Below are 21,421 nucleotides of genomic sequence, written 5' to 3'. Positions count from 1 at the left end.
GCGGGCGAACCCGTCATTCACGAGGTAATAGCCATGTCCCTGATGATTACCGACGAATGCATCAACTGCGACGTCTGCGAGCCGGAATGCCCCAACGATGCGATCTCGCCGGGTGAAGAGATCTACGTGATCGACCCGGGGCTTTGCACCGAGTGTGTCGGCCACTTCGACGAGCCCCAGTGCCAGCAGGTCTGCCCGGTGGACTGCATTCCGCTCGACCCGAACCGCCCGGAAACCAAAGAGCAGCTGTTGAAAAAGTATCACCTCATCACCGCCGCCTGACCCGCCCGTGCGCATCTGGGCGCTCGCCTGGCCCATCATTCTCTCCAACGTCACCGTCCCGCTTTTGGGGCTGGTGGACACCGCCGTGGTCGGCCACCTGCCGGATTCGCGCTATCTCGCCGCGGTGACCCTGGGCGCTACGCTGTTCGGCTTTCTCTACTGGGGGTTTGGCTTTCTGCGGATGGGCACTACCGGCCTGGTCGCCCAAGCCGTGGGGCGCCAGGCGCCCAGCGAGGTCAAAAACCTGCTGGGGCAGTCGCTTTTGCTGGCGCTTTTCATTGGCACGGTGCTGATGCTTTTGAGCTCGCCGCTGATCGACCTTGGGCTGTGGCTGCTCGATGGAAGCAAAGAGGCCCAGCGGCTTGCCCGGGAGTACGCCGAGATTCGGCTCTGGTCGGCGCCGGCGGTGCTGGCCAACTACACGATTCTGGGCTGGTTTCTGGGTCAGCAGAACGCCCGCGTCACGCTCTACCTGCTGCTTTTGACCAACGCCGTCAATATCGCCCTCGATCTTGCCTTCGTGGTGGGCCTTGGCATGACCAGCAACGGCGTGGCGCTGGCCAGCGTCATCGCCGACTACAGCGCGCTGGTCTTCGGCGCCGGGCTGGTGGCTCGCCAGCTGCGGCTTTTGGACGGCGCCTTCGAGCGCACAAGGCTCTGGCGGCTTCGCGCCTACCAGGCGCTTTTCAGCGTCAACGCGCACCTGTTCGTGCGCACCCTCGGGCTTTTGTTCGCCACCGCGTTTTTCACCGCCCAGGGCGCACGCCAAGGCGATACGGTGCTGGCGGCTAACGCCGTACTTTTGCAGTTCATCATGCTAACGAGCTACGCGCTGGACGGCTTCGCCCACGCCGCCGAGTCGCTGACCGGCCGCGCGTTTGGGCGGCGCGACTGGGCGGGCTTTGCCGCCACGGTCAAAGCCGCCGCGCGCTTTTCGTTCTACACGGCGCTGGCCACCGCGCTCGGCTTTGCGCTGTTCGGTAACGCCCTGATCGCACTGTTGACCGGCCTGGTGGAAGTACGCGCCACCGCCGCCGAGTACCTTCCCTGGATGGTCGCCATGCCCCTAATCGCGGTGTGGAGCTATCTGCTCGACGGCGTATTTATCGGCACGACCGCGGTGCGTGAGATGCGCAACAGCATCTTCGCCGGGCTCGGCGTCTACCTGCCCGCTTGGTGGCTGTTCCAGGGCCTTGGCAATCACGGGCTGTGGCTCGCCTTTACCCTTTTTATGCTCACCCGCTCCGCGGTACTCGCCGGCTACTACGTGCGCTACCGGCGAAGCCGCTGGTGCGCCGCCCCGGCAACGTATTGATCGCGGGCGGTGGCCCATCAGCGGTTAACCCATCGGCGGGGATGAAAAAACTACCCCGGGCTCGTATATTGAGCGGGCACTCCCAATAACGAATAAAGCGAGCCTCTTATGCTAAGGTTTATTGCCAGGCCTGCAGTCAAGCTGGTCGAGCGCTATCTACCCGACCCCTATATTTTCGTGTTGCTGCTCACCTTGATCGCCTCCGTGGCAGCCATCGCCGTGGAGCGCCAGACGCCGCTGGCGGTGCTGCGCATGTGGGGCGACGGTTTCTGGGGGCTTTTGACCTTCTCCATGCAGATGCTGCTGGTACTGGTCACCGGCTTCATGCTGGCAAGCTCGCCGCCGGTCAAACGCCTGCTGGCAAAGCTGGCGGGCACCGCTAAAAGCGCCGGCGGAGCCATCATTCTCGTCACCCTGGTGTCGCTGGCCGCGAGCTGGATCAACTGGGGCTTTGGCCTCGTCGTCGGGGCGCTGTTCGCCAAGGAGCTGGCGCGGCTGGTGCGGGTCGATTACCGCCTGCTGGTGGCGAGCGCATATTCGGGCTTCGTGGTGTGGCACGGGGGCCTGGCGGGCTCGATTCCGCTCACCATCGCGACCGAAGGCCACTTCTCCGCCGACCAGATTGGCGTCATCGGCACCGGCTCGACGATCTTTGCGTTTTTCAATCTCGCCATCGTCGTCTGCCTGTTCGTGGCCATCCCGCTGATCAACCGGTTGATGCTGCCGCCGGAGGAGGAGAGCGTTTACGTCGACCGCGCGCTTCTCGACGACGAGCCGGAGACGGTCGAGCGTGCCACCCGCCCGGCGGAGAAGCTCGAAAACAGCATGGGGCTGGCGCTACTGGTGGGCGTGCCAGGACTTTTGTTCTTGCTCGACCACTTTTTCCTGCGCGGCGGCGGGCTCAACCTGAACGTGGTCAACTTTCTGTTTCTGTTCGCCGCAATCGTGCTGCACCGCACGCCGCGTAACCTGTTGAACAGCCTGAACGAGGCGATCAAGGGCGGCGCGGGCATCGTGATCCAGTTCCCCTTCTACGCCGGCATCATGGCGATCATGGTGCAGTCGGGGCTGGCCGAAAGCATGTCGCAGTGGCTGGTCTCGTTTGCCAGCGCCACGTCGCTGCCGTTCTGGTCGTTCATTAGCGCTGGCATCGTCAATATCTTCGTGCCTTCCGGGGGCGGTCAGTGGGCGGTGCAGGCGCCGGTCATGCTGCCCGCCGCCGAAGCGCTGGGCGCGGACGTGGCGCGTATCGCCATGGCGGTCGCTTGGGGCGATGCCTGGACGAACCTGTTGCAGCCGTTCTGGGCGCTGCCGGTGCTCGCCATCGCCGGGCTCAAGGCCAAGGACATTATGGGCTTTTGCCTGGTTCAGCTATTTTTAACCGGCGCGATCATTTCCGTAGGGCTTGTGTACTTTTAAGCGCCGGCGGTTTCACTTCACGGGTGCCCCGCGCGAGGCGGTCGCCCTTTCAGGCTTTCAAGAGCAGCTTATGACGGACACTTCAAGCGCTGATAGCGCCCTGCCGGGCCAGCGCGAACTCTCCATGACGGTATTGATGACACCGGACATGGCCAACTTCAGCGGCAAGGTGCACGGCGGCGCGATTCTCAAAAAGCTCGACGAAGTAGCCTACGCCTGCGCCAGTCGCTACTCCGGCCACTACGTGGTCACCCTTTCCGTGGACCAGGTACTGTTCAAGCAGCCGATCATGGTCGGCGAGCTGGTCACCTTTTTGGCAAGCGTGAACCACGTGGGCCGCTCCTCGATGGAGATCGGCATTAAGGTGGTGGCCGAAGACATCCGCGAAAAGTTGATTCGCCACACCAACAGCTGTTATCTCACCATGGTCGCGATCGACCCACAGGGCCAGCCCGCTCAGGTGGCACCGCTGGCGCTGAATACGCCGCTTCAGAAGCTGCGCTTCGAGAAGGCGGCGCTGCGCAAGAAGCTTCGAAAGCAGGCCGAGCAGGAAGAGAAGCGCGCCCAGCAGCACCTCAAGGACGACTAGCCCGCCGTCGCCTCGCCCCCACCGAAAGGAGTCACCATGCTGGCCAGAGAGCGCCACCACAAACTACCCCGCGCCGTGGAATATGCGCACATCGGCTGGGACTTTTTCATTCTGGCCGCGGTGATCGCAAACCTGGCACTCCTGCTGTTCGATTCGCTGTTTCTGCTCGGCTGGTTCGAGCAGCTCGTTCAGAGCGCCTCGCCGAGCTTTCACGGCTTTTACGACGCCGAGATTCACAGCCGCTTTTTCGCCATCGACCTGGTGTTCGTCACGGTTTTCGTCATCGACGTGCTGCTGGGGTGGGCGGCAGCGATCATCGAACGACGCTATCACCGCTGGTTCTTCTATCCGTTCATCCACTGGTACGACGTACTGGGCTGCATTCCGCTAGCGGGCTTTCGCTGGCTGCGCGCGCTCAGAGTGCTCTCGCTGGTCAACCGACTTCACCGGCTGGGGCTGATCGACGTGCGCAACTGGTCGAGCTTTAAGTTCGTCATGAAGTACTACGATATCCTGCTCGAGGAGCTCTCTGACCGCATCGCGCTGCGCCTGATGGGCAACGTGCAGCAGCAGATTCTGGCCGCCGACTCGCTCACCGAGCGCCTCGTCGACCGGGTGATCATGCCGCGCAAGAGCGAACTCATCAAGGAGATCTCCCAGCGCTTGGAGTCCACCGTGGGCAAGGCATACCAGCGAAATCGCGAGTCGATCATGACCTCCATCGACGCCTTGATCACGCGCACGCTCAACGATAGCCCGGAGATCCAGCGGCTCAATCGCCTACCCATGGGCGAAACCGCCTCCAGCGCCATGCAGGCCTCATTGAGCGGCGTCGCCCAGCGGCTGGTGGACGAACTGGCGCTCGGCATCCACTCTCCGGATTTTCGCCGTTTCATCGAGCGCACCGCGGACAGCGGCTTCGAAAGCTGGCTGACCGTGGATGAAACCAGCGCCCACGTCACCGAGCAGGTGCTTTACGATCTTATCGAAATGCTCAAGGAGCAGGTGCGCCATCAGCACTGGAAGGACCGCTATGAGTAGGCCATCCCATGGTCAGTGAATGGCTACTGCTGCTGGGGCCGGTGGCGCTTTTCATGATGTCGATGACGCTAACGCCGGGGCCGAATAACCTGATGCTGACCGCCTCCGGGGCGAACTTCGGCGTGCGCCGCACGTTGCCCCACATGGGCGGCATCGTCGGCGGCTGCTTTTGTCTGTATCTGGCCATTGCGCTGGGTTTGGGCACGCTATTCGAGCGCTTTCCGGCGCTTCAGTGGAGCCTGCGCTGGGCGGGCAGCGCTTACCTGCTCTACCTGGCCTATAAAATCGCCACGGCGCCGCCGCCGAACTTGAGCGATACCCGCGCCAGGGGCAAGCCGCTTACCTTTGGCCAGGCGGCGCTTTTTCAGCTCGCCAACCCCAAGGCCTGGGTGCTGGGGCTTGCATTGATCGCCGGTTTTTTGCCGGACAGCGGCCCGACGCTGCTCAACGCGGTGCTGCTGGTGGGAATGGCCGAACTCACCGCCTTGCCATGTTTGCTGGTATGGGCGGTGTTTGGCGTGGCGATCGGGCGCTTCATCAAGACCGCCGCCGCCTGGCGGGCGTTCAACGTGACGATGGGGCTGTTGACCGCCGCCTGCGTGGTGCTGATTCTGCGTTAGCCGCAGCGCAGCGCGGTGACGCGCCCGTCTTCATCGAGCTCGATATTGAGCCGGTCTTCGCGGTAGTCCATGGTCGCGACGCTATTCGGCGGCAACACGCGCACGTCGCGCGCGCCGCTTTGAGTCATGAGCTCGCGCGAGCGCGCCTCGGTCAGCGGCTCACCCACGGCTTCGAGCGAAGCGATGTTGCAGGCGCCCTGCCGGCTCGATTCCGGCGCACTATCGGCGACCCGAGGCGGCGGCGGCGCGCTAACGTCCGGGCTGCTCGGCGCCTCGGCGACGCCGGTCTGAGTCGCGCAGGCGCTCAGGAGCGCACCGAGGGTCAGCGCGCCGGTGGCCATCAGAGCGGTTTTGAAGAAACGATGTTTTTGAGAACAATGTGGATTGAAGCGATAAAAGGTAGGCATGCCACGACTCCTTGTGAATGCGCGATGAAAGAGCCGTTAACCGGTTCAAGCAGCGCTTGACGGCGGCCCCAAACGAAAGAAGCAGGCGAGAGAATCTCCCGCCTGCTTCCTGTAGCGCCCGACCGAACTTACTCGGCGGCGTCCTGCACGGCCTGGCCGCCCGCTTGCACGTCCTTGCCTGCGCCGGAAATGGTGTTGCAACCGGCCAACGCGGAAGCGCTGACCAGCAGAATGAAGCTTACGGCGAGTAGTTTTTTCATCATGTTCTCCTTAACATTCACGGGGTCGGAAAGCCTTCGCTTGTCTCTGTCACGCAGGCGTATAGTCAGCGTAACAGCGTTTTAACGATTCTGCCCGTTTAACGCTGCCACACGCATCGATTTTTATGGCAGCGCCCCTGAACTGTCAACGTTTTATCCCGGAGCCCCCACCCATGAGCACTTTCGAGCTGGATAGCCGCCTGGCCGCCGACACCCTGTCGCTTGCCGACCTGCCGCTTTGCCGCGCGCTGTTGATGAACGACGCACGCTACCCCTGGGTGATTCTGGTGCCGCGCCGCCAGGGCGTGCGCGAGATATTCGAGCTTTCAAGCGACGACCAAACGCAGCTTCACCGCGAGACCACCGCGCTTGGCCAGGCGCTTCACCTGGCCTTTCAAGGCGACAAGCTCAACGTCGCCGCGCTTGGCAACGTCGTCAGCCAGCTTCATGTGCATCTGGTGGTGCGCTTCGAGCAAGACGACGCCTGGCCGGCGCCGGTGTGGGGCAAGGGTGAGGCAGAGCCCTACAGCCCGACGCTTCAACGCGAGCGCCGCGAGCTGATTCTGGCCCATATGGACAAGCTCGACGTCTAGGGCGAGTTTACGACGAAGGACCGAACGGTGCGCTGCTCGAGCGCGCCGGCGGCTCGCCAAATAGCGGCGAACTCGCCGGCTGGTTGAAGCCCGCGACCGACAGCGACACGCCCAGCGCCACGATCACCGCCCCGCCTGCCAGCGCCGCCCAGGCGGCGATTTTTTCTATCGCGCGGCTTTGCGACTGACGCGCCAGCCGCCGGGTTGCCCAGCCGCGAGCGAAGACGCTGGCCAGCGCCAGCGCCGATACCGTGATGCCGGTACCGACAGACATGGCGACCACCGCGGTGACGCCAACCCCAAACTGGCCTAAAAGCCCTGCCGCGCCGAGCAGCAGCACCGCCCCGGAACAGGGGCGCAGGCCGATCGCGCCGACGGTCATCAGCGCGGTGCGCCAATCAAGCGCCTGATCCGGCTCGACGTGGTGGGCGCCGCCGCAGCAGTGCGCACCGTGTTCATGATGCTCGCCGTGATGGTGGTGATGCTGATGGAAGTGGCCGTGGCTGGGCGCCGAGAGCAGCCCTACGCCTTTCGAAACCGGCGTCAAAATTGGCGTTAAAAACATCGGGGCCTCAGAGCGATAGGCCTGGCGCAGCTTGCGCGCCGCGCGAGCGCAGAGCCAGGCGCCCAAAAGCGCCACCAGCAAAAAGCTGCCCTGCTCGACCCACACCACCTGCCCCATCGCCTGGCGGGTCAGAAAGCCCAGCCCGAACACCAGCACGCCGACCATAACGATGGCGGTCACCCCTTGAAGCAGCGACGCGGCAAAGGAGAGCCCAAGCGCCCGGCGGGTCGCGCCGCCATGGGAGGCGAGATAGGTCGCCAGCACCGCCTTGCCGTGGCCCGGGCCCGCGGCGTGAAACACGCCGTAGCCGAAGCTCACTCCCATAAGCGTTAGCCACGCCGAGTTCGACGGCGTGCGCGCAAGCTCGGTGATGGAGAGCGTCAGCGCCCGGTGAAGCTCGCGCTGCCAGGCAAGGATCTGAAAACTCGCGCCTTGAAACCAGAGCGTGACTGCCCAAGCCGCAAGCCCGACCAGGGCGATCGCTAGCGCAACCTTGAGCCCGGTTTTCAAGCGTGCGCTTGAAGGCGAGGCGTTGGAAGCTTGAGGCTTATTGGCGAAGGCGTTTCGGGCGGTGTTAGGCATGATCAGGATTCAGTGCAGTCGATATGGCCGGTTTCGGCGAAGTAGCGGCCAAGCTCCGGCTCGCCCTGCTCGCCCTTGTCCAGAAGCGCGGCCTGCAGCACGAGCTCCGGGTCCGGGTCCGCCGGGGTGATACTCAGCGTGCAGGACGTCTCGTCGCCAACAAGCGCCAGCGCGCTTTCGGCAGGGGCGCCGTCCTGCTCCTCGTGGACCACTTCGATGTAGTAGGTCGGGTCATAGATCTGGTATTCAAGCCGCCCATCGTCGAGGGCCACGGGCTCAGCCAGCGGCAGCGAGAACATGTACACCAAGCGGTTATTGCTTTGATAAGTGGTGTACTCGCTCACCTCGCCCAACGCCTGGGGCTCGCCGTCGAGCCAGACGCTGGTGAAGTAGTGCTGCGCCGAGAGGTTGGCGCGAATGTCCTGACCGAGCTGGTCGAGCCCCTCCTCGAAGGTGGCGTCCGCCACGTTTCGCAGCTCGTCGAACACGATCAGGCTGTAAAACGGATCCATCCGCCAGATCTGGTCGAGCGACGTAACGCGGCCCTGCGCGTCGGTCACGACGTTCACGCTGAGATCGATCCAGCCGTGAGGGTGGGCTTGCGCGTCGCTGGCCAACAAAAGTGAGCCGGCCGCAAGAAAGGCGCGTGTTAGCGCAGAACGGTTCAAGGCGCTTCTCCTAGCCGCTGCTGAAGTTCGACGAGCCAGGGGTCGAGCAGGTACGGCGCCAGCGGCGTAGCGCCGCGCAGCGCCGAGACGCTCACTTGGCTCGATGCGGCTTGGCTCGCTGCGGTCTGATTCGAAGTGCCCTGCAAGGCAGCGCTTTGGGGCGCACCAAACGGCTCGACGCGCAGCAGCAGGCGATACTCCGGCCAGCGGGCAAGCGAGGCCTCGGCGCGGCCAAGCGCCAAGTCCGCGTGGCGAATCACGTAGCCCTGGGCCACCATCAAATCCACCGCCTCGCGAAAGGTGCGCTCTGGCGTGGCGTTGAAGCGAAGCTCGCGCGGATCCGCCGGCTGAGGAGTGGCGCAGCCGGCGAGTAGCGCGGTGGCGAGCGCCAGCGCCGCCGCTCTAATGTTGGATGAACGCCTCATAAGCGACTCCCGGTGTCGAAGGCGGGCAGCGCCGATTGAAAGCGCCGGCAGAAATCGTCGTCGCTGGCACTGCGCGACTCGCGCAGATCGCGCAGGTGATCGAAGCGGCGGATATCGCGGGACAGGCGCACGTGATTGTTTTGCACCAGCACGCTCACCCGTTCGCTCTCCACCGGGCGCTGGCCGATGCCCCCGCCAAAGCCGAGCCCGAGCCCTATCGATGAGCGATGGCCAAGGCCCAAGCCACCAAAGAAGCGCACGCCGGGGCCGTAGTAGTCGTCATAAGGGTCATAGTAGCCGATCAGCTCGCGCTCCTTGCTCGCAGTGATCAGGCCAAGCGTGGTATCGGTATTGTCGAGCTCGAACTCCCAGTTTTCGAGTACCGCTACGCTCTGGCGCAGAACCTCCTCACCGGCCACGCCGTTCGTGGGAAAGTAGCACGAAGGCGCGGGGGCGGGCTCGGCGCGGGGCAGCCGGTCCGGCGTCGTCTGACAGCCCGCCAGCGCCAGCAGCAAGACCAGCATCATCGGTCGTGACTTCATCGGTGCTCCCTCGGCGTCCGCGCCGGTTTTTGTGCTGGGCGAGCCATGCCTGGTATGCGGCGGAGCGCCGCGCTAAGCTCACTGCCAGAGCGGTGGTTCCAAACCCCTATTTACAAGCCCTGTTTTCAAGCCCCATTTCCAAGCGCTGGTTCCAGATAATCATTTCCAGACAATAAATTCACTATAAGGCTTTATGGAGATCGCGTTAATGAACGTCGTGCTTTGCCCGGATAGTTTCAAGGATGCCCTTGGCGCCAACGCTGCCGCCCACGCCATGGCCGAAGGCGTCAAGCGGGCGTGCGCTGAGGCGAGCGTGCACCCCTGCCCGCTGGCCGACGGCGGTGAGGGAAGCCTTGAGGCGCTGATCAGCGCCACCGGTGCCGAGCGGTGCGAGCTCGAGGTGCAGGACGCCCTCGGTCGGGCCCGCCTGGCAAGCTGGGGCTGGCTTGCCCGCGAGCGTACCGCATTTATCGAGCTGGCAGAAGCGAGCGGCCTGCAGCACCTGTCGAGCGCCGAGCGCAGCGCCCTGCACACCAGCACCTTCGGCGTCGGCGAGCTGTTTCGCGCCGCGCTCGACGCCGGCGCCGAGAAGGCGCTGCTACTGCTCGGCGGTAGCGCCACCAACGACGCCGGCGCCGGCATGCTCCAAGCCCTGGGCGCCACGCTAAAAGACCGCGAAGGCAACGCGTTGGCCCCGGGTGGGGCGGCGCTAGCCGAGCTCGAAACGCTGGATCTCTCCGGGCTCGACCCGCGCCTGGCAAGCCTTGCCGTGGAAGCGGCGGTGGACGTAGACAACCCGCTTTTAGGTGAGCGCGGCGCCAGCGCCGTGTTCGGCCCGCAAAAGGGCGCCACCCCGGACGATGTAGAGACGCTCGACGCCGCGCTTGAGCGCTTTGCCGACGTCAGCGCCCAGGCGCTTGGCGGCGATCTTCGCGAGCTTGCCGGCGCCGGGGCGGCCGGCGGCATGGGCTTTGCCGCCGCGAGCTTTCTCGGCGCGACGCTCAAGCCCGGCATCGAGATCATCATGCGTCAGGCGAATTTGCCCGCGCTGATCGAGCAGGCGGATCTGATCATCACTGGCGAAGGCCGTTTGGATGGCCAAAGCCTGGCCGGCAAAACGCCGATCGGCGTGGCGCGGGCGGCAAAGCGTTTGGGCAAACCCGTGGTGGTGCTGGCGGGAAGTTTGGGCGACGGGTGGCAGGCGTGTTTTGATGAGGGCGTCACCGCCGCCTTCGCGCTGGCCGACGGCCCGATGAGCCTCGATGAGGCGCTACCGCGCACCGCCGAGCTTTTGAGCGCGCGCTGTGAAGGCGTGGTGCGGCTCTGGCAGGGCCGCCTTACGGCAAGCGGCGGTTGAAAACCCGCGAGTTCGCCTGCACATTCAAAGAGTAGCCGCGCGCGATACCGCTACGCTATGAAGGCGATACGCAAAACTCGTTTTAACGCGTCGCCAGCGTGCGCTAACCTTTTTGAACGAATCGACACCCGTTTAACGGCTTACATGGAGACGTAGTGATGTCCGAGTTCAACAGCATTGGTCTACACGAAGATAGCGCCAGCCAGCTCGCCGAGAAGCTAAACCACCTGCTGGCCAACTACCAGATCTTTTACATGAACGTGCGCGGCTACCACTGGAACGTGAAGGGTAACGACTTTTTCCAGCTGCACGAGAAGTTCGAGGAGTTCTACACCGACCTGCTGACCAAAGTCGACGAGGTCGCCGAGCGTATCCTGACCCTCGGCCACAAGCCGGTGCACGCCTACAGCGACTATGCCAAGCTCTCGCGGCTCAAGGAAGATAAGGACGTCCACGACGGCCAGGCCTGTGTGAAAGGCGTGCTCGACGGCTACCAGACGCTGATCGCGCTGCAGCGCGAAGTGCTGGCGCTGGCGTCTGACGCCGACGATGAAGGCACCGCTTCCCAAGCCGGTGACTACATCCGTGAGCAGGAAAAGACCGTGTGGATGCTCAACGCCTATTTGAGCAATTGATATAAAACCACCTTTGACGTACAACTTTTGAAACATCTAAACGGCGCTCAAGGCGCCGTTTTTTGTGTGCGCGCTCGCCCATCGCCAGCGCTACTGATGAACGATATATAAAAAAACCGACACCTATCCCCCCAAATACTAATTTGATAATACACCGTTATAAATATGAAATGATTGCAGATGAAAAATTAATGGATTAGTGAGTTCACCAGGTTCGAGACCCATGCTCGATATCAAATATTACGTGCTGATTGATGCGGTCGAGCGCCACGGCTCGCTTCAGGCAGCTTCAGCGGCGATCGGCCTGACCCAGCCGGCCGCCACGCACCGGATTCGTGAAATGGAGCGGCGATTGGCCGTTTCGTTGTTCGAAAAACGCGGGCGGCGCCTGTTTCTCACCCCGGCGGGGAAGCGCTTACTCGAGGCCGGCCGCGAGATCATTCCCATTTTGATGGAAGCCGAGAGCGAGGCATCTCTGCTGTCACGCCGCGATACCCAAGCTCTGCGCTGGGGAGTAGACGCCCACGACATCGTGGATAGCATACTGAGCGCGAGCCTAGAGCAGAACCTTCCTCCGATCGAGCTCTACCGATTCTCTACGCACACGATCCTTGGCGCGCTGCTCGATCAGCAGATCGACCTGATGCTGACGACCAACCCGCCGGTACAGAAAGGCATCGAGACAGTTTGTCTGTTCGAAGACGAACTCAAGGCGGTGGTGCCGGCGACGCATCCGCTAGCCTGCCGCAACGTCGTCAGCGCCGAGGAAATCTCACGCGAGCCCTATCTGACGTTCAGTGCAGCCCGAGAACCCGGCTACGAGTTCGACCTGTTTTTTCATCCTGAGCGCCAAGCGCCGGAGTCAATTCAGATCATCGAGTCCGTGCGCACGATTCTGGACGTCATCGCGACCACACAGCGTGGTGTGAGCATTCTGTCCTCCTGGATCGTCGACGAGACCCAAGCGCAGCAAAAGCTCAAGGCGCTTCCGCTCAATGGCGTGAAAATTCCCGTCACATGGTATCTCGCTTACCTCAATAAAGAGAACGTACAAGAGCAGTTGCCCGAACTGAAGACCGTATTTCAAAACGCCATGAAGAGTGCCTAACAATCAAGCATAACGGAGTCCGTGAATGAGCAACGTTTCTCTACGAAGAGCCACGTTTTACCCCTCGCTGGCGCTACTGGGGGGAATGACGATTCTCGCCCTAGTAAACAGCGCTTTTCTTTTAAAGCTAACCCGCGCTGTCCATGAATTTCTGATGGACCAGTTCAGCTGGCTCTATGCGCTATCCGCTTTTGCCTTGGTGCTCGTTGCGGCGGGCACGCTGTTCTCGCCGATCGCCAGACTGCGTATCGGGGGCAAGAGCGCAAAGCCCATATTGTCCAAGTGGCAATGGTGTTCCATCACGCTGTGCAGTTCGGTAGCCATTGGGCTACTTTTTTTTGCTGCCGCGGAGCCGATCTTCTTCATGTCCGCGCCGCCCTCAACGATGGACGTTGAGGCGTTTTCGACCGAAAGCGGGGTAAACGGCATCGCTTCACTCTACATGCACTGGTCCTTTACCACCTACGCTATCTACACCGTGCCCGCGCTCATGTTTGCGATAGCCCACTATAACCTAGGCATGAAGTTCAGCATTTCATCGGCCATGACGGCGGCTCTACCGATCAACATGGGCCCGATCACGCGCCAGATTGTTGATGCGCTGGCGCTGATTGCCTTGGTAGCCGGCATGGTCGCCTCATTAGGTACCGGCGCCATGATGCTGGGCGGCGGCATCAATCGCCTGTTTGGCATCGAGGTCACCGATACGCTGATCGGCGCGCTTTGCATGATCGTCATGCTCGCCTCGGCGCTCTCTGCGGCCACGGGCCTACTCAAAGGAATTCGCTTTCTCTCGAGCTGGAACGCCCGCGCGCTGGTGGTCATGGCGGCGCTGGTGCTGATTTTCGGCCCAACCTCCTTTATCACTAACGGCGGTATCGACGCGCTGGGGCGCTACCTGTCCGGCTTCATCAAGAACAGCCTCAATACCGGCACAATCAACGAAAACGGCTGGCCACGGGCTTGGACGCTGTTCTTCTGGGCTAACTGGTTCGCTTGGGCGCCAGTCACCAGCATGTTTCTGGGCAAAATCTCCCGCGGCTATTCGGTGCGCGAGTTCCTGCTGTTCAACTTCATTTTTCCGGCTTCGTTCGTGCTAGTGTGGTGCGCCACCTTCGGCGGTTTGTCGGTATTCACCGAGCTCAATAGCGCCAATATCCTGAGCCAAGCGTTGCAAAATAGCGGCCCAGGCGACGTAATCTGGGTGCTGCTGGAGCAACTGCCGATGGCCATGCTCTTCGTGGCACTATTCCTGGGCCTGTCACTGGTCTCCTACGTGACCGCCGCCGACTCCACTATCGACGCCATTTCCGGCATGTGCTGCAACGGTAACGCTAACAGCGAGGTGAACTCATCTCCCTACTACATCAAGCTGGTCTGGGGCGCGATCATCTCCATTATCACTCTGGTACTGACCGTCAGCGGCGGCTTGGAGGCGCTCAAGATGATCTCTACAGTGGGAGGGTTCATTGGACTTCTGATCGTCATGTGCGCCGCCGCCTCGCTGGTGCGCATCGCCTGCTGGCCTACCCTGCTACCGCAAATTAAAAGCGATATTCTGCCCTCGCCCATGGAGACCTCCAGCGCCGAACGCGACGACGTATAAGTTTTACGTCACCCGTACGGGCCGAATTTTCATTATTAATTCAGCAAAGCTTCAGTAGCATGAAGCTATCATTCAAGGAGATATCGATATGAGCTCACAGCAGCAGACGACACAGGACATGGCCACCCTCGAAGAGATCGTCAACTTGGAGCGCTATCCGCTCAATGCTCCTGATTCCGATAAGTACCGCGAGTGTGTCGAGCAGATTCGCCAGCAGCTTGATGACGACGGCTGCGCCCACTTCGCGAGCTTCATCCGCAGCGATCTGATTGATCGTCTGCGCGAAGAGAGCGAGGAAGTAGCGCCCAAGGCGCACTACCACAGCAACCGAGTCACGCCCTATGCCACCGCCGATGACGACAGCTACCCGGAAGATCATCCGATGCGTCGTTTTCAAGCGTTCAGCAACGGCTTCGTAGCCAAGGACCTGATCGACGAGGACAAGCTCGTTCAGCGTCTCTACAGCAATCCGGTCTTCAAGCAGTTCATCGCCGACTGCCTGCAAGAAGAGCGCATTCATGAGTATGCCGATCCGATCGCCGGGCTGGTGATTAACGTAATGCCCGAGAACACGACGCTGCCATGGCACTTCGATACAAACGAATTCATCGTCAGCCTGATGACGCGCCGCCCCGAATCTGGAGGCGACTTCGAATACGTGCCGGATATCCGCACGCCGGGCAACGAGAATTTCGAAGAGGTGAAGAGGGTGCTCGACGGCGACCACTCCAGGGTCAAGGCGCTGACGCTCGAAACCGGCGATCTTCAGCTGTTCAAGGGCCGATACTCGATGCACCGCGTCGCTCCCGCACGGGGCCAGCGTCTCTGCACCCTGCTGGGCTACGCCAAGGAGCCGGGCATGATCGGTCGCGTCAAGCGCACCAAAGACGTCTACGGTCGCGTTACCCAAGCCCACATCGATGCCGAAAACGCGCATCGCGACGATTCACTGGCAGGTTAATCGCATGACAACGACCTACTCAACTCCAGCGCAGCCTCACTCGGCGCTCAACTACGACACTGTAGATCTCAAGGACACTCCGATCGATCAAGCGCTGGAGCGTCGCGTCGCACTTTACCGTTTGGGCCGCCTGCGCCAACAAATCAAGGAGCACGACCTGAACGCAGTGGTGCTCTTCGACCCGATAAACATCCGCTACGCGTGCAACGTGCGCAACATGCAGGTCTACTCCCAGCGTAACCCAGCGCGCTACCTGGTGGTGCCCGCGGAGGGCCCGGTGGCCCTGTTCGAGTACCGCTCCTGCGGCCACCTCGCCCAAAACATGCCGACGATCGACGAGATCCACGGCGCGTCACCTATCATGCCGCTGCATAGTGGCCCGCACTCGTCGCGCCACGTCTGCAACTTTGTCGCCGAGATCGACGACGTCATGCGTCGCTCCGCTTCGGGGGGCAAGCGTATCGGAATCGAGAGCGCGCCAACGGAAATCGTAGGTGCGCTGGCCGAGCAGGGCTACACACTGAGCGACGCCTCACGTCCAGTGGAGATCGCCAAGTCGATCAAGAGCTTCGATGAGCTAACGATGATCGCCAAGTCCGTTGAGCTGACCGAGCAGGCCATGATTGTGATGGAGCGCGCCATCGAGCCTGGGCTGAGCGAAAACGCCCTGTGGTCGATCTTCCAGCAGAAGGTCATTGAGACCGGGGGCGAGTACATGGAAACTAGACTCTTGAACTCAGGCGACCGGACCAACCCGTGGTTCCAAGAGACGTCGGCCAAGAAGCTTGCCGCCGGTGAGCTTGTCGCCTTCGATACCGATACCGTCGGCGTCTACGGTTACTACACCGACTTCTCGCGCACATTCTTTGTCGGCGGTGAAGATGCCAACCCCAGCGCCAAGCAGAAAGAGCTCTACTCGCTCTCCCGCGATGAGATCGAGACCAACATCGCCCTGATGCGTCCGGGCATGTCGTTTCGCGAATACTCGGAAAAGGCGTGGAAGATTCCGGAAGGCTACCGGGAGAACCGCTACTTGGCCGTAGTCCACGGCTGCGGCATGACCGGCGAGTGGCCGATCATTTCCCACAGCATGGACTGGAACGAAGTCGGTTACGACGGCATCATCCAACCGGGCATGACCCTGTGCGTCGAGTCCTTCTGCGGCCACCGCGACGGCGGCGAGGGCGTCAAGCTTGAGGAGCAGGTGCTGGTGACCGAAACCGGCGTGCGCCGCATGTCGACTTACGGCTACTCCGACCAGTTGACCAACCGCTAAGCACGGTGTCACTCCAAAGCGCCCGCCGCCCTTCGGGGCGGTGGGCGCTTGCGTTTCACCGGGATTTTGCCAGCGTCTCGATCAGCGCGCGCAGCATCGTCCAGAACTCCGTCACGGAGGCAAGCTCGACCCGCTCGTCCGGCGAGTGGGCGCCGCGAATCAGCGGGCCGAAGGAGATCATGTCGAGCGACGGGTATTTGGAGCCAAGAATGCCGCACTCGAGCCCGGCGTGAATCACCTTCACTGCGGGCTCACTGCCCAGCACCGCCTGATGGCGCGCCTTGAAGGTCGCAAGCAAAGCGCTTTGCGGGTTCGGCGCCCAGCCCGGGTAGCCGTTTTCCACCTTGACCCGCGCGCCCATCAAACCAAACAGGGCGCTAAAGCGGTCGGCCAGCGCCTCCGCGGCGCTGTCGTGCAGCGAGCGGACTAAAGCGCACAGGTGCAGCCGACCCTGATCGAGGCTCAACACGCCCAGATTGTTCGAGGTTTCGACCACGCCTTCGACGTCGGCGCTCATGCGCTCGACACCGCAGGGTGCGGCGTAAAGCGCCGAAATCAGCATGGCGCTGGCATCATGGGTCAAGGGCTCCGCCTCCAACGCGGCCTCGACACGGCGCGCCTTGAGCGACACGTTCGGGTCGCCGCTGCCAAGCTCTGCCCGCAGCACGGCTTCGAGCCTTGCGATCTTGTCGAAAGCGGTGTCGACCTCATCGGCAGGTAGCGCAAGCGAGGCGAAGGCTTCGCGGGGAATGGCGTTTCGCAGCGTGCCGCCTTTGTAATCGATCAGGCGCGCATCGAGCACATCGAGAGCCCGCAGTGCCCGCACCAGCAGGCGGTTGGCGTTGCCCAGAGGCTTGTGGATATCGATTCCCGAGTGGCCGCCCTTGAGCCCGGTGAGCGCCAGCTCGATCACCGCCTCACTCTCGGCCAGCGCCTTGCCCGGCAGGCGCGCATCGACAATGACGTCGGCGCCGCCAGCGCAGCCGATGTAGGCCTCGCCGCGCTCTTCGCTGTCCAGGTTGAGCAAAAGCGACCCTTCCAGCCAGTTCTCGGCCAGATTCAGCGCCCCGCCCATGGAGGTCTCCTCCTCCAGGGTAAAGAGCGCCTCCAGCGGGCCGTGGGTGAGAGTGTCGTCTTCGAGCACCGCCAGAATCGCCGCCACGCCGAGGCCGTTGTCCGCGCCGAGCGTCGTGCCGTCGGCGTGCAGCCAGCCATCTTCGACGTAGGTGCGGATCGGGTCGCTTTCGAAATCGTGAGGCGTGTCGGCGTTGGCCTGGGCGACCATGTCCAGATGGCCCTGAAGGATCACGCCGGGGGCGCTTTCACACCCGGGGCTCGCCGGCTTTTTGATGCGCAGGTTGCCGAAATCGTCGCGGTCGTGGGTCAGACCGAGCGCCTCGGCCCAGGTTTCGAGCTTCGCGACCAGCGCGGCTTCGCGGCCGGAGGGTCTGGGCGTATTACACAGCGTACGAAAGTGGCGCCATACCAGCGTGGGTTCCAGCGCGTCCAGGTGTGCGTTCATGTGAGCTCTTTTTGATCCGTAACCGCCCTACTCTACCGCTGCGGCTCGCCCGGCGAAAGAGTGGCCTCACACAGCGCCCGCACCGCCTGGCGCAGCCGCTGGCTCGCCTCCCGCGGCGCGCGCGCGGCCGCGCGGTTCTGAAACGCCCAAGCGGCCAGGGTTTCGAGGCTCGAACGAAGCGACTCCTCGACGCAATTGATGCGCTCGATCTCCGCGCTCGCCCACCGCGCCAGCGCCTGGAGCGAGGCCCGGGCGAGCGCCGGGTCGCGGTGCGCGTAGGCGACGTCCCGCACGTCCTGCTGCTCGCGCGCGTTAAGCGCCGGCGCGGCGTCGCTCAAAAGCTGCGTGAAGACGCTGGCGGGCAGCGCGGCCAGCTCGAAAGCCAGAAGGCTCGAAAGGCTCGCCTCGAAGCCCGCTCTGAGTGATTCCAGCACCGCTTCACCCTGGGCGTTTAGCGCGCGGGCGACCATCACCGCGTACTCGCCGGTAGAGGCTTCCTGGGTGACGCCCAGGCGCACCGGCGCGAATCCGAGCGCTCGCCAGAAACGCAAAAGCGAGGCCTCGGCGCCAAAGGTAGCGCCGTAGAGCCCAATGCCCTGCGCTTGGGCATCAAACACATCGGCCTCGATCAGCGCGCGCCCGAGCCCTTCGCGGCGACGCTCGGGATGAGTGGCCACCCTCGCTACACGGCGCCAGCGAGCTTCGAGCGCGGCGCGGTTGCCGGCGTGGGCGGCCAGCGACTGGGCCAACAGATGCCCGCGCGGGCGGCGCTCACCCCGGGCCACGTCGTCGGCAAGTGGGGCGTCGAAGCCGCCCTCCTCGAACGTGACCAGCACGGCTTGGGGCTCGTTTTCATCGATCACGCGAAATCCAACTCTAGGGCCGTCCATCAGCTGGCGAAGATCCGACGGCGCGGTGCGGTAGTGCGACTGCACCAGCAGCCCGAAAAGCTTCTCGAGGCGTGCCGGGGTGGCGGCCAGCGACGCCGGCGAAAGCGGGCGCGCGACCAACGCGCCCGCGGGCTCGGCGGTAGGCAGCGGCGCGTCGAGCAGCAGTAGCCGCTTTATTGCCGCCTCCAGCGGATCACCTGGCGCCCAGCGCACCGGCGTTTGCAGCCTGGCGGCGCGCCAAAGCGGCGTGCGGCGGTCGAGCACGTCGCGAAAGCGCAGCGCGAAGCCGCGCCCAGAGCCTTCGTAGCCATGCACGGTGGTGGCGAAAGCCACGCGCGGAAAGGCGTCGAGCCAGCGGGCGAGCAGCGCGGCGGGAAGCGCCGCCGCTTCGTCGACCAACAGATACGCGCCGTCGCCGCCCAAGTGGCCCGCCTGCACCTGCGCGTCGAGCGCGGCGGGCGAATAGTAGCGCAGCGCCTGGCCGCCGGGCAGCGCAAAGTGGTCCGGCGAGCGCCACGCGCCTTGCGGGCAGAGCGCCTCCAGGCGCTCCGTGAGGCTTTGAATCGCCTCACGCGACGGCGCGGTGACGACGACCTCGCTCACGCCGCTTTTCAAAAGCCGCGCGCAGGCAATGCCGAGCGCCGCACTCTTGCCCCGCCCGCGGTCGGCGGTGATCACCAGCGGCCGGCGGCGCCTCAAACGAATGAGCTGATCGACCACCTGCGCCTGGTCATCGGTGCGACACTCCACATCCTGAGTGACGGATGCGCGCGCGGGGCTGGCTTTGAGCCTGGCAAGCGAAAGCCTGCCGCCGGGCTGCAAGCGAACGATGTCCTGCGAGGCGTTTAATATTCCGGCCAGGCGCTCGAGATAGCGCGCGGTGAGCGATGTCCAAACGTGGGGATAGTCGCTCAGGCGGGCGTAGTCCGGGTCCGGCGCGCGGCCCCACCCGGCGGGCGTGATCAGCACGCAGAGACCGCCAGCGCTCAGCGTCCCCGTCAGCACGCCCAGAATATCCGGATCCAACCCCTGGCTTCCGCTTACGTCAAGGACAACCAGCTGGTGCTCGCCGCCAAGCCGGCGACGCGCCTTTTTGTTCGACAGCGCCTCGACCGGCGCCTCCCTAAAATCCGCGACCCAAAGCGGCGTGCGCCAGGCCCGAGCCTGCCAAAGCGCCAGCGCCGTCTGGCGGCACTCCGTGGGCTCGCCTTCGAGCCATACCAGCTGGCGCCAGCGGCGCCGCTCCAGACGGTGCGAGTGGGCGACCAGCGATTTGATATGACGCTCGAGCGGCTCGCTCACAGCGGTTCTCTTAAGAGAGCAGCCAACGACCGCCGCCCAAAGTAAATTAAGCGATCTTTCAACGATTTTAGGATTTGCACTATCGGCTCACTGGGTCGAGTGACGTTTGATTGATTCCAAGCCGCTGTTTCAGAGGTATAAACGAGTTCCTTGATAAACGTCAAAGCGCGGGCTGTCTACCACCATCGGCTATGGCGCGCGGGCTCGGTGAGTATGCTAGCTTATCGCTGTGGCGCACCCAAATTTACGTATACGTAAACCTGCGCTCGCTTTCCTGACCGTTTGCCAATATCAACAACACCACACGCTAACAGGGAACACATCATGAAACTTGCCTCTCGCTTTACCCTGACCGCCCTTGCCACGGGCATGCTGCTCGCCTCCACCGCTCAGGCTCAGGAGCAGTGGACCATGACGTCTACCTGGCCGGACAACCTGGATCTGATTCAGATCGACCGCCACTGGGTGGAGCTGGTCAACCAGTTGGCCGGCGACGAGCTTCAAATCAACTTTCGCGCCGGCGGCACCCTGATGCCCGGCACCGAAGTGTTCGACGCCACCGAAACCGGCAGTATCGAAGCCTCCGGCGACTGGCCCGGCTACTGGGCGGGGCTCAACCCGGCATTCTCACCGCTGGCCACCACTACGAGCCTGTTCAACGGCGTGGACTACCTGAACTGGATCCAGCAGTGGGGCGGGCGCGAGATGTACGAGGAGATCTACGGCCAGTTCAACATGATGTACCTGCCCTACGGCATTACCAACAACGAGTCCGGCTTCATGGGCCGCACGCCGATCGCGAGCATCGCGGATCTTGAAGGCAAGCGCCTGCGCCTTTCCGGGCGTGACCAGGGCCGCGTACTCGAGCAGCTGGGCGGCTCCCAGGTGACGCTGGCCGGCGGCGAGGTGTACCAGGCGATTGAGCGCGGCGTGATCGACGCCGGCGAGTTCTCCACCCCCGGCGTCGACTATAAGGCCGGCTTCGCCGAGGTAGCCGACAACTGGGCCACGCCCGGCTGGCACCAGTCCGCCAGCGTGTTCGGCGTGATGATCAACATGGACGCCTGGAACGCGCTCGACGAGGATACCCAGCAGAAGCTTCGCATCGCCGCCGACGCCACCATGGCCTGGTCGCTGGCCTGGTCCGAGCGTGAATCCAACGAGGCGACCCGCAAGTTCGTCGAGGATGGCGTCACCATCAACCAGTTCTCCGACGAGGACCTGGCGCAGATCCAGCAGGTCACCAACGATGTGATCGTCCAGGGCGCCTGCGAGAACCCGGACCACGCCAAGGTGTATCAATCGATGGTCGCCTACCTTCAGGATTACGCCACCTGGCGCGACGTTTCCTACCCCTTCAACATGAGCCGCACCATGGACAACCTGCCGTCACTGGAAGAGATCGAAGCCTGCCTGTAAGGCGCGTTTACCGCCCCGGCCAAGCCGGGGCTTTTAG

22 protein-coding genes are annotated in these 21,421 nt (G+C 63.2%); 14 read left to right on the top strand and 8 right to left on the bottom strand.

Features of this window, described 5'->3' with window-relative positions:
- Positions 1 to 33 precede the first annotated feature (33 nt).
- The 6 genes from MQW23_RS02340 to MQW23_RS02315 all read left to right on the top strand — a co-directional run bounded on the left by MQW23_RS02340 (position 34) and on the right by MQW23_RS02315 (position 5,266).
- Positions 34 to 282, top strand: coding sequence for a YfhL family 4Fe-4S dicluster ferredoxin (locus tag MQW23_RS02340; RefSeq protein WP_252106211.1), 249 nt, complete (start codon positions 34 to 36; stop codon positions 280 to 282).
- 7 nt (positions 283 to 289) lie between these two features.
- Positions 290 to 1,597: an MATE family efflux transporter gene (locus tag MQW23_RS02335; RefSeq protein WP_252106210.1), complete on the top strand. Its 1,308-nt coding sequence runs from the start codon at positions 290 to 292 to the stop codon at positions 1,595 to 1,597.
- A gap of 108 nt (positions 1,598 to 1,705) precedes the next feature.
- Positions 1,706 to 3,016 carry a short-chain fatty acid transporter gene (locus tag MQW23_RS02330; protein ID WP_252106209.1) on the top strand — a complete coding sequence of 437 codons (1,311 nt, stop codon included), beginning with the start codon at positions 1,706 to 1,708 and terminating at the stop codon, positions 3,014 to 3,016.
- A 70-nt stretch (positions 3,017 to 3,086) separates the two neighbouring features.
- Entirely contained in the window at positions 3,087 to 3,605 is a 519-nt protein-coding gene (locus tag MQW23_RS02325; protein ID WP_252106208.1) for an acyl-CoA thioesterase, read from the top strand.
- Between the two features lie 36 nt (positions 3,606 to 3,641).
- Entirely contained in the window at positions 3,642 to 4,646 is a 1,005-nt protein-coding gene (locus tag MQW23_RS02320) for an ion transporter (RefSeq protein WP_252106207.1), read from the top strand.
- An 8-nt stretch (positions 4,647 to 4,654) separates the two neighbouring features.
- Positions 4,655 to 5,266: a LysE family translocator gene (locus MQW23_RS02315; RefSeq protein WP_252106206.1), complete on the top strand. Its 612-nt coding sequence runs from the start codon at positions 4,655 to 4,657 to the stop codon at positions 5,264 to 5,266.
- Here the strand turns inward: MQW23_RS02315 and MQW23_RS02310 are convergent.
- Complete coding sequence (locus MQW23_RS02310) at positions 5,263 to 5,673, bottom strand: I78 family peptidase inhibitor (RefSeq protein ID WP_252106205.1); 411 nt, start codon at positions 5,671 to 5,673, stop codon at positions 5,263 to 5,265. The two genes, MQW23_RS02315 and MQW23_RS02310, sit on opposite strands and share 4 nt — an antisense overlap.
- 128 nt (positions 5,674 to 5,801) lie before the next feature.
- Positions 5,802 to 5,933, bottom strand: coding sequence for an entericidin A/B family lipoprotein (locus MQW23_RS02305; protein WP_252106204.1), 132 nt, complete (start codon positions 5,931 to 5,933; stop codon positions 5,802 to 5,804).
- A gap of 173 nt (positions 5,934 to 6,106) precedes the next feature.
- On the opposite strand from MQW23_RS02305, the gene MQW23_RS02300 reads away from it, so the two are divergent.
- Complete coding sequence (locus MQW23_RS02300) at positions 6,107 to 6,526, top strand: HIT domain-containing protein (protein WP_252106203.1); 420 nt, start codon at positions 6,107 to 6,109, stop codon at positions 6,524 to 6,526.
- 7 nt (positions 6,527 to 6,533) lie between these two features.
- Here the strand turns inward: MQW23_RS02300 and MQW23_RS02295 are convergent, their stop codons facing one another.
- Genes MQW23_RS02295 through MQW23_RS02280 form a run of 4 tightly spaced genes read right to left on the bottom strand, consistent with a single transcriptional unit; the run spans position 6,534 to position 9,308 of the window.
- Positions 6,534 to 7,673 (bottom strand): nickel/cobalt transporter, encoded by a 1,140-nt coding sequence (locus MQW23_RS02295; RefSeq protein WP_252106202.1) that lies wholly within the window; start codon positions 7,671 to 7,673, stop codon positions 6,534 to 6,536.
- Between the two features lie 2 nt (positions 7,674 to 7,675).
- Positions 7,676 to 8,341, bottom strand: coding sequence for a DUF1007 family protein (locus MQW23_RS02290; RefSeq protein WP_252106201.1), 666 nt, complete (start codon positions 8,339 to 8,341; stop codon positions 7,676 to 7,678).
- Positions 8,338 to 8,766 carry a hypothetical protein gene (locus MQW23_RS02285; RefSeq protein ID WP_252106200.1) on the bottom strand — a complete coding sequence of 143 codons (429 nt, stop codon included), beginning with the start codon at positions 8,764 to 8,766 and terminating at the stop codon, positions 8,338 to 8,340. The genes MQW23_RS02290 and MQW23_RS02285 overlap by 4 nt, the downstream gene beginning before the upstream one ends.
- The gene (locus tag MQW23_RS02280) at positions 8,763 to 9,308 is read right to left on the bottom strand and encodes a hypothetical protein (RefSeq protein WP_252106199.1); all 546 of its coding nucleotides are present in this window, start codon (positions 9,306 to 9,308) and stop codon (positions 8,763 to 8,765) included. The genes MQW23_RS02285 and MQW23_RS02280 overlap by 4 nt, the downstream gene beginning before the upstream one ends.
- Positions 9,309 to 9,516: 208 nt before the next feature.
- Between MQW23_RS02280 and MQW23_RS02275 the strand changes: the two genes are divergently transcribed.
- The 6 genes from MQW23_RS02275 to MQW23_RS02250 all read left to right on the top strand — a co-directional run bounded on the left by MQW23_RS02275 (position 9,517) and on the right by MQW23_RS02250 (position 16,251).
- Positions 9,517 to 10,665 (top strand): glycerate kinase, encoded by a 1,149-nt coding sequence (locus MQW23_RS02275; RefSeq protein WP_252106198.1) that lies wholly within the window; start codon positions 9,517 to 9,519, stop codon positions 10,663 to 10,665.
- 158 nt (positions 10,666 to 10,823) lie between these two features.
- Positions 10,824 to 11,300, top strand: a complete 477-nt coding sequence (locus tag MQW23_RS02270) for a Dps family protein (RefSeq protein ID WP_252106197.1) — start codon at positions 10,824 to 10,826, stop codon at positions 11,298 to 11,300.
- A gap of 223 nt (positions 11,301 to 11,523) precedes the next feature.
- Complete coding sequence (locus MQW23_RS02265; protein WP_252106196.1) at positions 11,524 to 12,408, top strand: LysR family transcriptional regulator; 885 nt, start codon at positions 11,524 to 11,526, stop codon at positions 12,406 to 12,408.
- A gap of 25 nt (positions 12,409 to 12,433) precedes the next feature.
- A complete protein-coding gene (locus MQW23_RS02260; protein WP_319022793.1) occupies positions 12,434 to 14,014 on the top strand; it encodes a BCCT family transporter in 1,581 nt (526 codons plus the stop codon).
- 88 nt (positions 14,015 to 14,102) lie between these two features.
- On the top strand, positions 14,103 to 14,975 hold the full coding sequence (locus tag MQW23_RS02255; protein WP_252106195.1) for a HalD/BesD family halogenase: 873 nt from the start codon (positions 14,103 to 14,105) through the stop codon (positions 14,973 to 14,975).
- 4 nt (positions 14,976 to 14,979) lie between these two features.
- Complete coding sequence (locus MQW23_RS02250) at positions 14,980 to 16,251, top strand: M24 family metallopeptidase (protein ID WP_252106194.1); 1,272 nt, start codon at positions 14,980 to 14,982, stop codon at positions 16,249 to 16,251.
- Positions 16,252 to 16,306: 55 nt separating this feature from the next.
- On the opposite strand, the gene MQW23_RS02245 is transcribed toward MQW23_RS02250, so the two are convergent.
- On the bottom strand, positions 16,307 to 17,773 hold the full coding sequence (locus MQW23_RS02245; RefSeq protein WP_252106193.1) for an aminoacyl-histidine dipeptidase: 1,467 nt from the start codon (positions 17,771 to 17,773) through the stop codon (positions 16,307 to 16,309).
- Between the two features lie 32 nt (positions 17,774 to 17,805).
- Positions 17,806 to 19,965: a tRNA(Met) cytidine acetyltransferase TmcA domain-containing protein gene (locus MQW23_RS02240; RefSeq protein WP_252106192.1), complete on the bottom strand. Its 2,160-nt coding sequence runs from the start codon at positions 19,963 to 19,965 to the stop codon at positions 17,806 to 17,808.
- 324 nt (positions 19,966 to 20,289) lie between these two features.
- Here MQW23_RS02240 and dctP point away from each other — a divergent pair, with 324 nt between their 5' ends.
- On the top strand, positions 20,290 to 21,384 hold the full coding sequence (gene dctP / locus MQW23_RS02235; protein ID WP_252106191.1) for a TRAP transporter substrate-binding protein DctP: 1,095 nt from the start codon (positions 20,290 to 20,292) through the stop codon (positions 21,382 to 21,384).
- Positions 21,385 to 21,421 lie beyond the last annotated feature (37 nt).

It is taken from the genome of Halomonas sp. S3-1-1, assembly GCF_023757625.1.
Lineage (GTDB): Bacteria > Pseudomonadota > Gammaproteobacteria > Pseudomonadales > Halomonadaceae > Vreelandella.
The sequence above is the reverse complement of the archived record's forward strand: the minus strand, read 5'-3'. Positions and strand labels throughout refer to the sequence as shown.

Excerpts from the sequence above, each read along its gene's own strand:
- dctP (WP_252106191.1), top strand. The coding sequence starts at position 20,290 with ATGAAACTTGCCTCTCGCTTTACCCTGACCGCCCTTGCCACGGGCATG.
- MQW23_RS02260 (WP_319022793.1), top strand. The coding sequence starts at position 12,434 with ATGAGCAACGTTTCTCTACGAAGAGCCACGTTTTACCCCTCGCTGGCG.
- MQW23_RS02285 (WP_252106200.1), bottom strand. The coding sequence starts at position 8,766 with ATGAGGCGTTCATCCAACATTAGAGCGGCGGCGCTGGCGCTCGCCACC.
- MQW23_RS02320 (WP_252106207.1), top strand. The coding sequence starts at position 3,642 with ATGCTGGCCAGAGAGCGCCACCACAAACTACCCCGCGCCGTGGAATAT.
- MQW23_RS02245 (WP_252106193.1), bottom strand. The coding sequence starts at position 17,773 with ATGAACGCACACCTGGACGCGCTGGAACCCACGCTGGTATGGCGCCAC.
- MQW23_RS02250 (WP_252106194.1), top strand. The coding sequence starts at position 14,980 with ATGACAACGACCTACTCAACTCCAGCGCAGCCTCACTCGGCGCTCAAC.
- MQW23_RS02310 (WP_252106205.1), bottom strand. The coding sequence starts at position 5,673 with ATGCCTACCTTTTATCGCTTCAATCCACATTGTTCTCAAAAACATCGT.
- MQW23_RS02340 (WP_252106211.1), top strand. The coding sequence starts at position 34 with ATGTCCCTGATGATTACCGACGAATGCATCAACTGCGACGTCTGCGAG.
- MQW23_RS02255 (WP_252106195.1), top strand. The coding sequence starts at position 14,103 with ATGAGCTCACAGCAGCAGACGACACAGGACATGGCCACCCTCGAAGAG.
- MQW23_RS02280 (WP_252106199.1), bottom strand. The coding sequence starts at position 9,308 with ATGAAGTCACGACCGATGATGCTGGTCTTGCTGCTGGCGCTGGCGGGC.
- MQW23_RS02265 (WP_252106196.1), top strand. The coding sequence starts at position 11,524 with ATGCTCGATATCAAATATTACGTGCTGATTGATGCGGTCGAGCGCCAC.
- MQW23_RS02330 (WP_252106209.1), top strand. The coding sequence starts at position 1,706 with ATGCTAAGGTTTATTGCCAGGCCTGCAGTCAAGCTGGTCGAGCGCTAT.
- MQW23_RS02325 (WP_252106208.1), top strand. The coding sequence starts at position 3,087 with ATGACGGACACTTCAAGCGCTGATAGCGCCCTGCCGGGCCAGCGCGAA.
- MQW23_RS02275 (WP_252106198.1), top strand. The coding sequence starts at position 9,517 with ATGAACGTCGTGCTTTGCCCGGATAGTTTCAAGGATGCCCTTGGCGCC.
- MQW23_RS02295 (WP_252106202.1), bottom strand. The coding sequence starts at position 7,673 with ATGCCTAACACCGCCCGAAACGCCTTCGCCAATAAGCCTCAAGCTTCC.
- MQW23_RS02305 (WP_252106204.1), bottom strand. The coding sequence starts at position 5,933 with ATGAAAAAACTACTCGCCGTAAGCTTCATTCTGCTGGTCAGCGCTTCC.
- MQW23_RS02315 (WP_252106206.1), top strand. The coding sequence starts at position 4,655 with ATGGTCAGTGAATGGCTACTGCTGCTGGGGCCGGTGGCGCTTTTCATG.
- MQW23_RS02300 (WP_252106203.1), top strand. The coding sequence starts at position 6,107 with ATGAGCACTTTCGAGCTGGATAGCCGCCTGGCCGCCGACACCCTGTCG.
- MQW23_RS02270 (WP_252106197.1), top strand. The coding sequence starts at position 10,824 with ATGTCCGAGTTCAACAGCATTGGTCTACACGAAGATAGCGCCAGCCAG.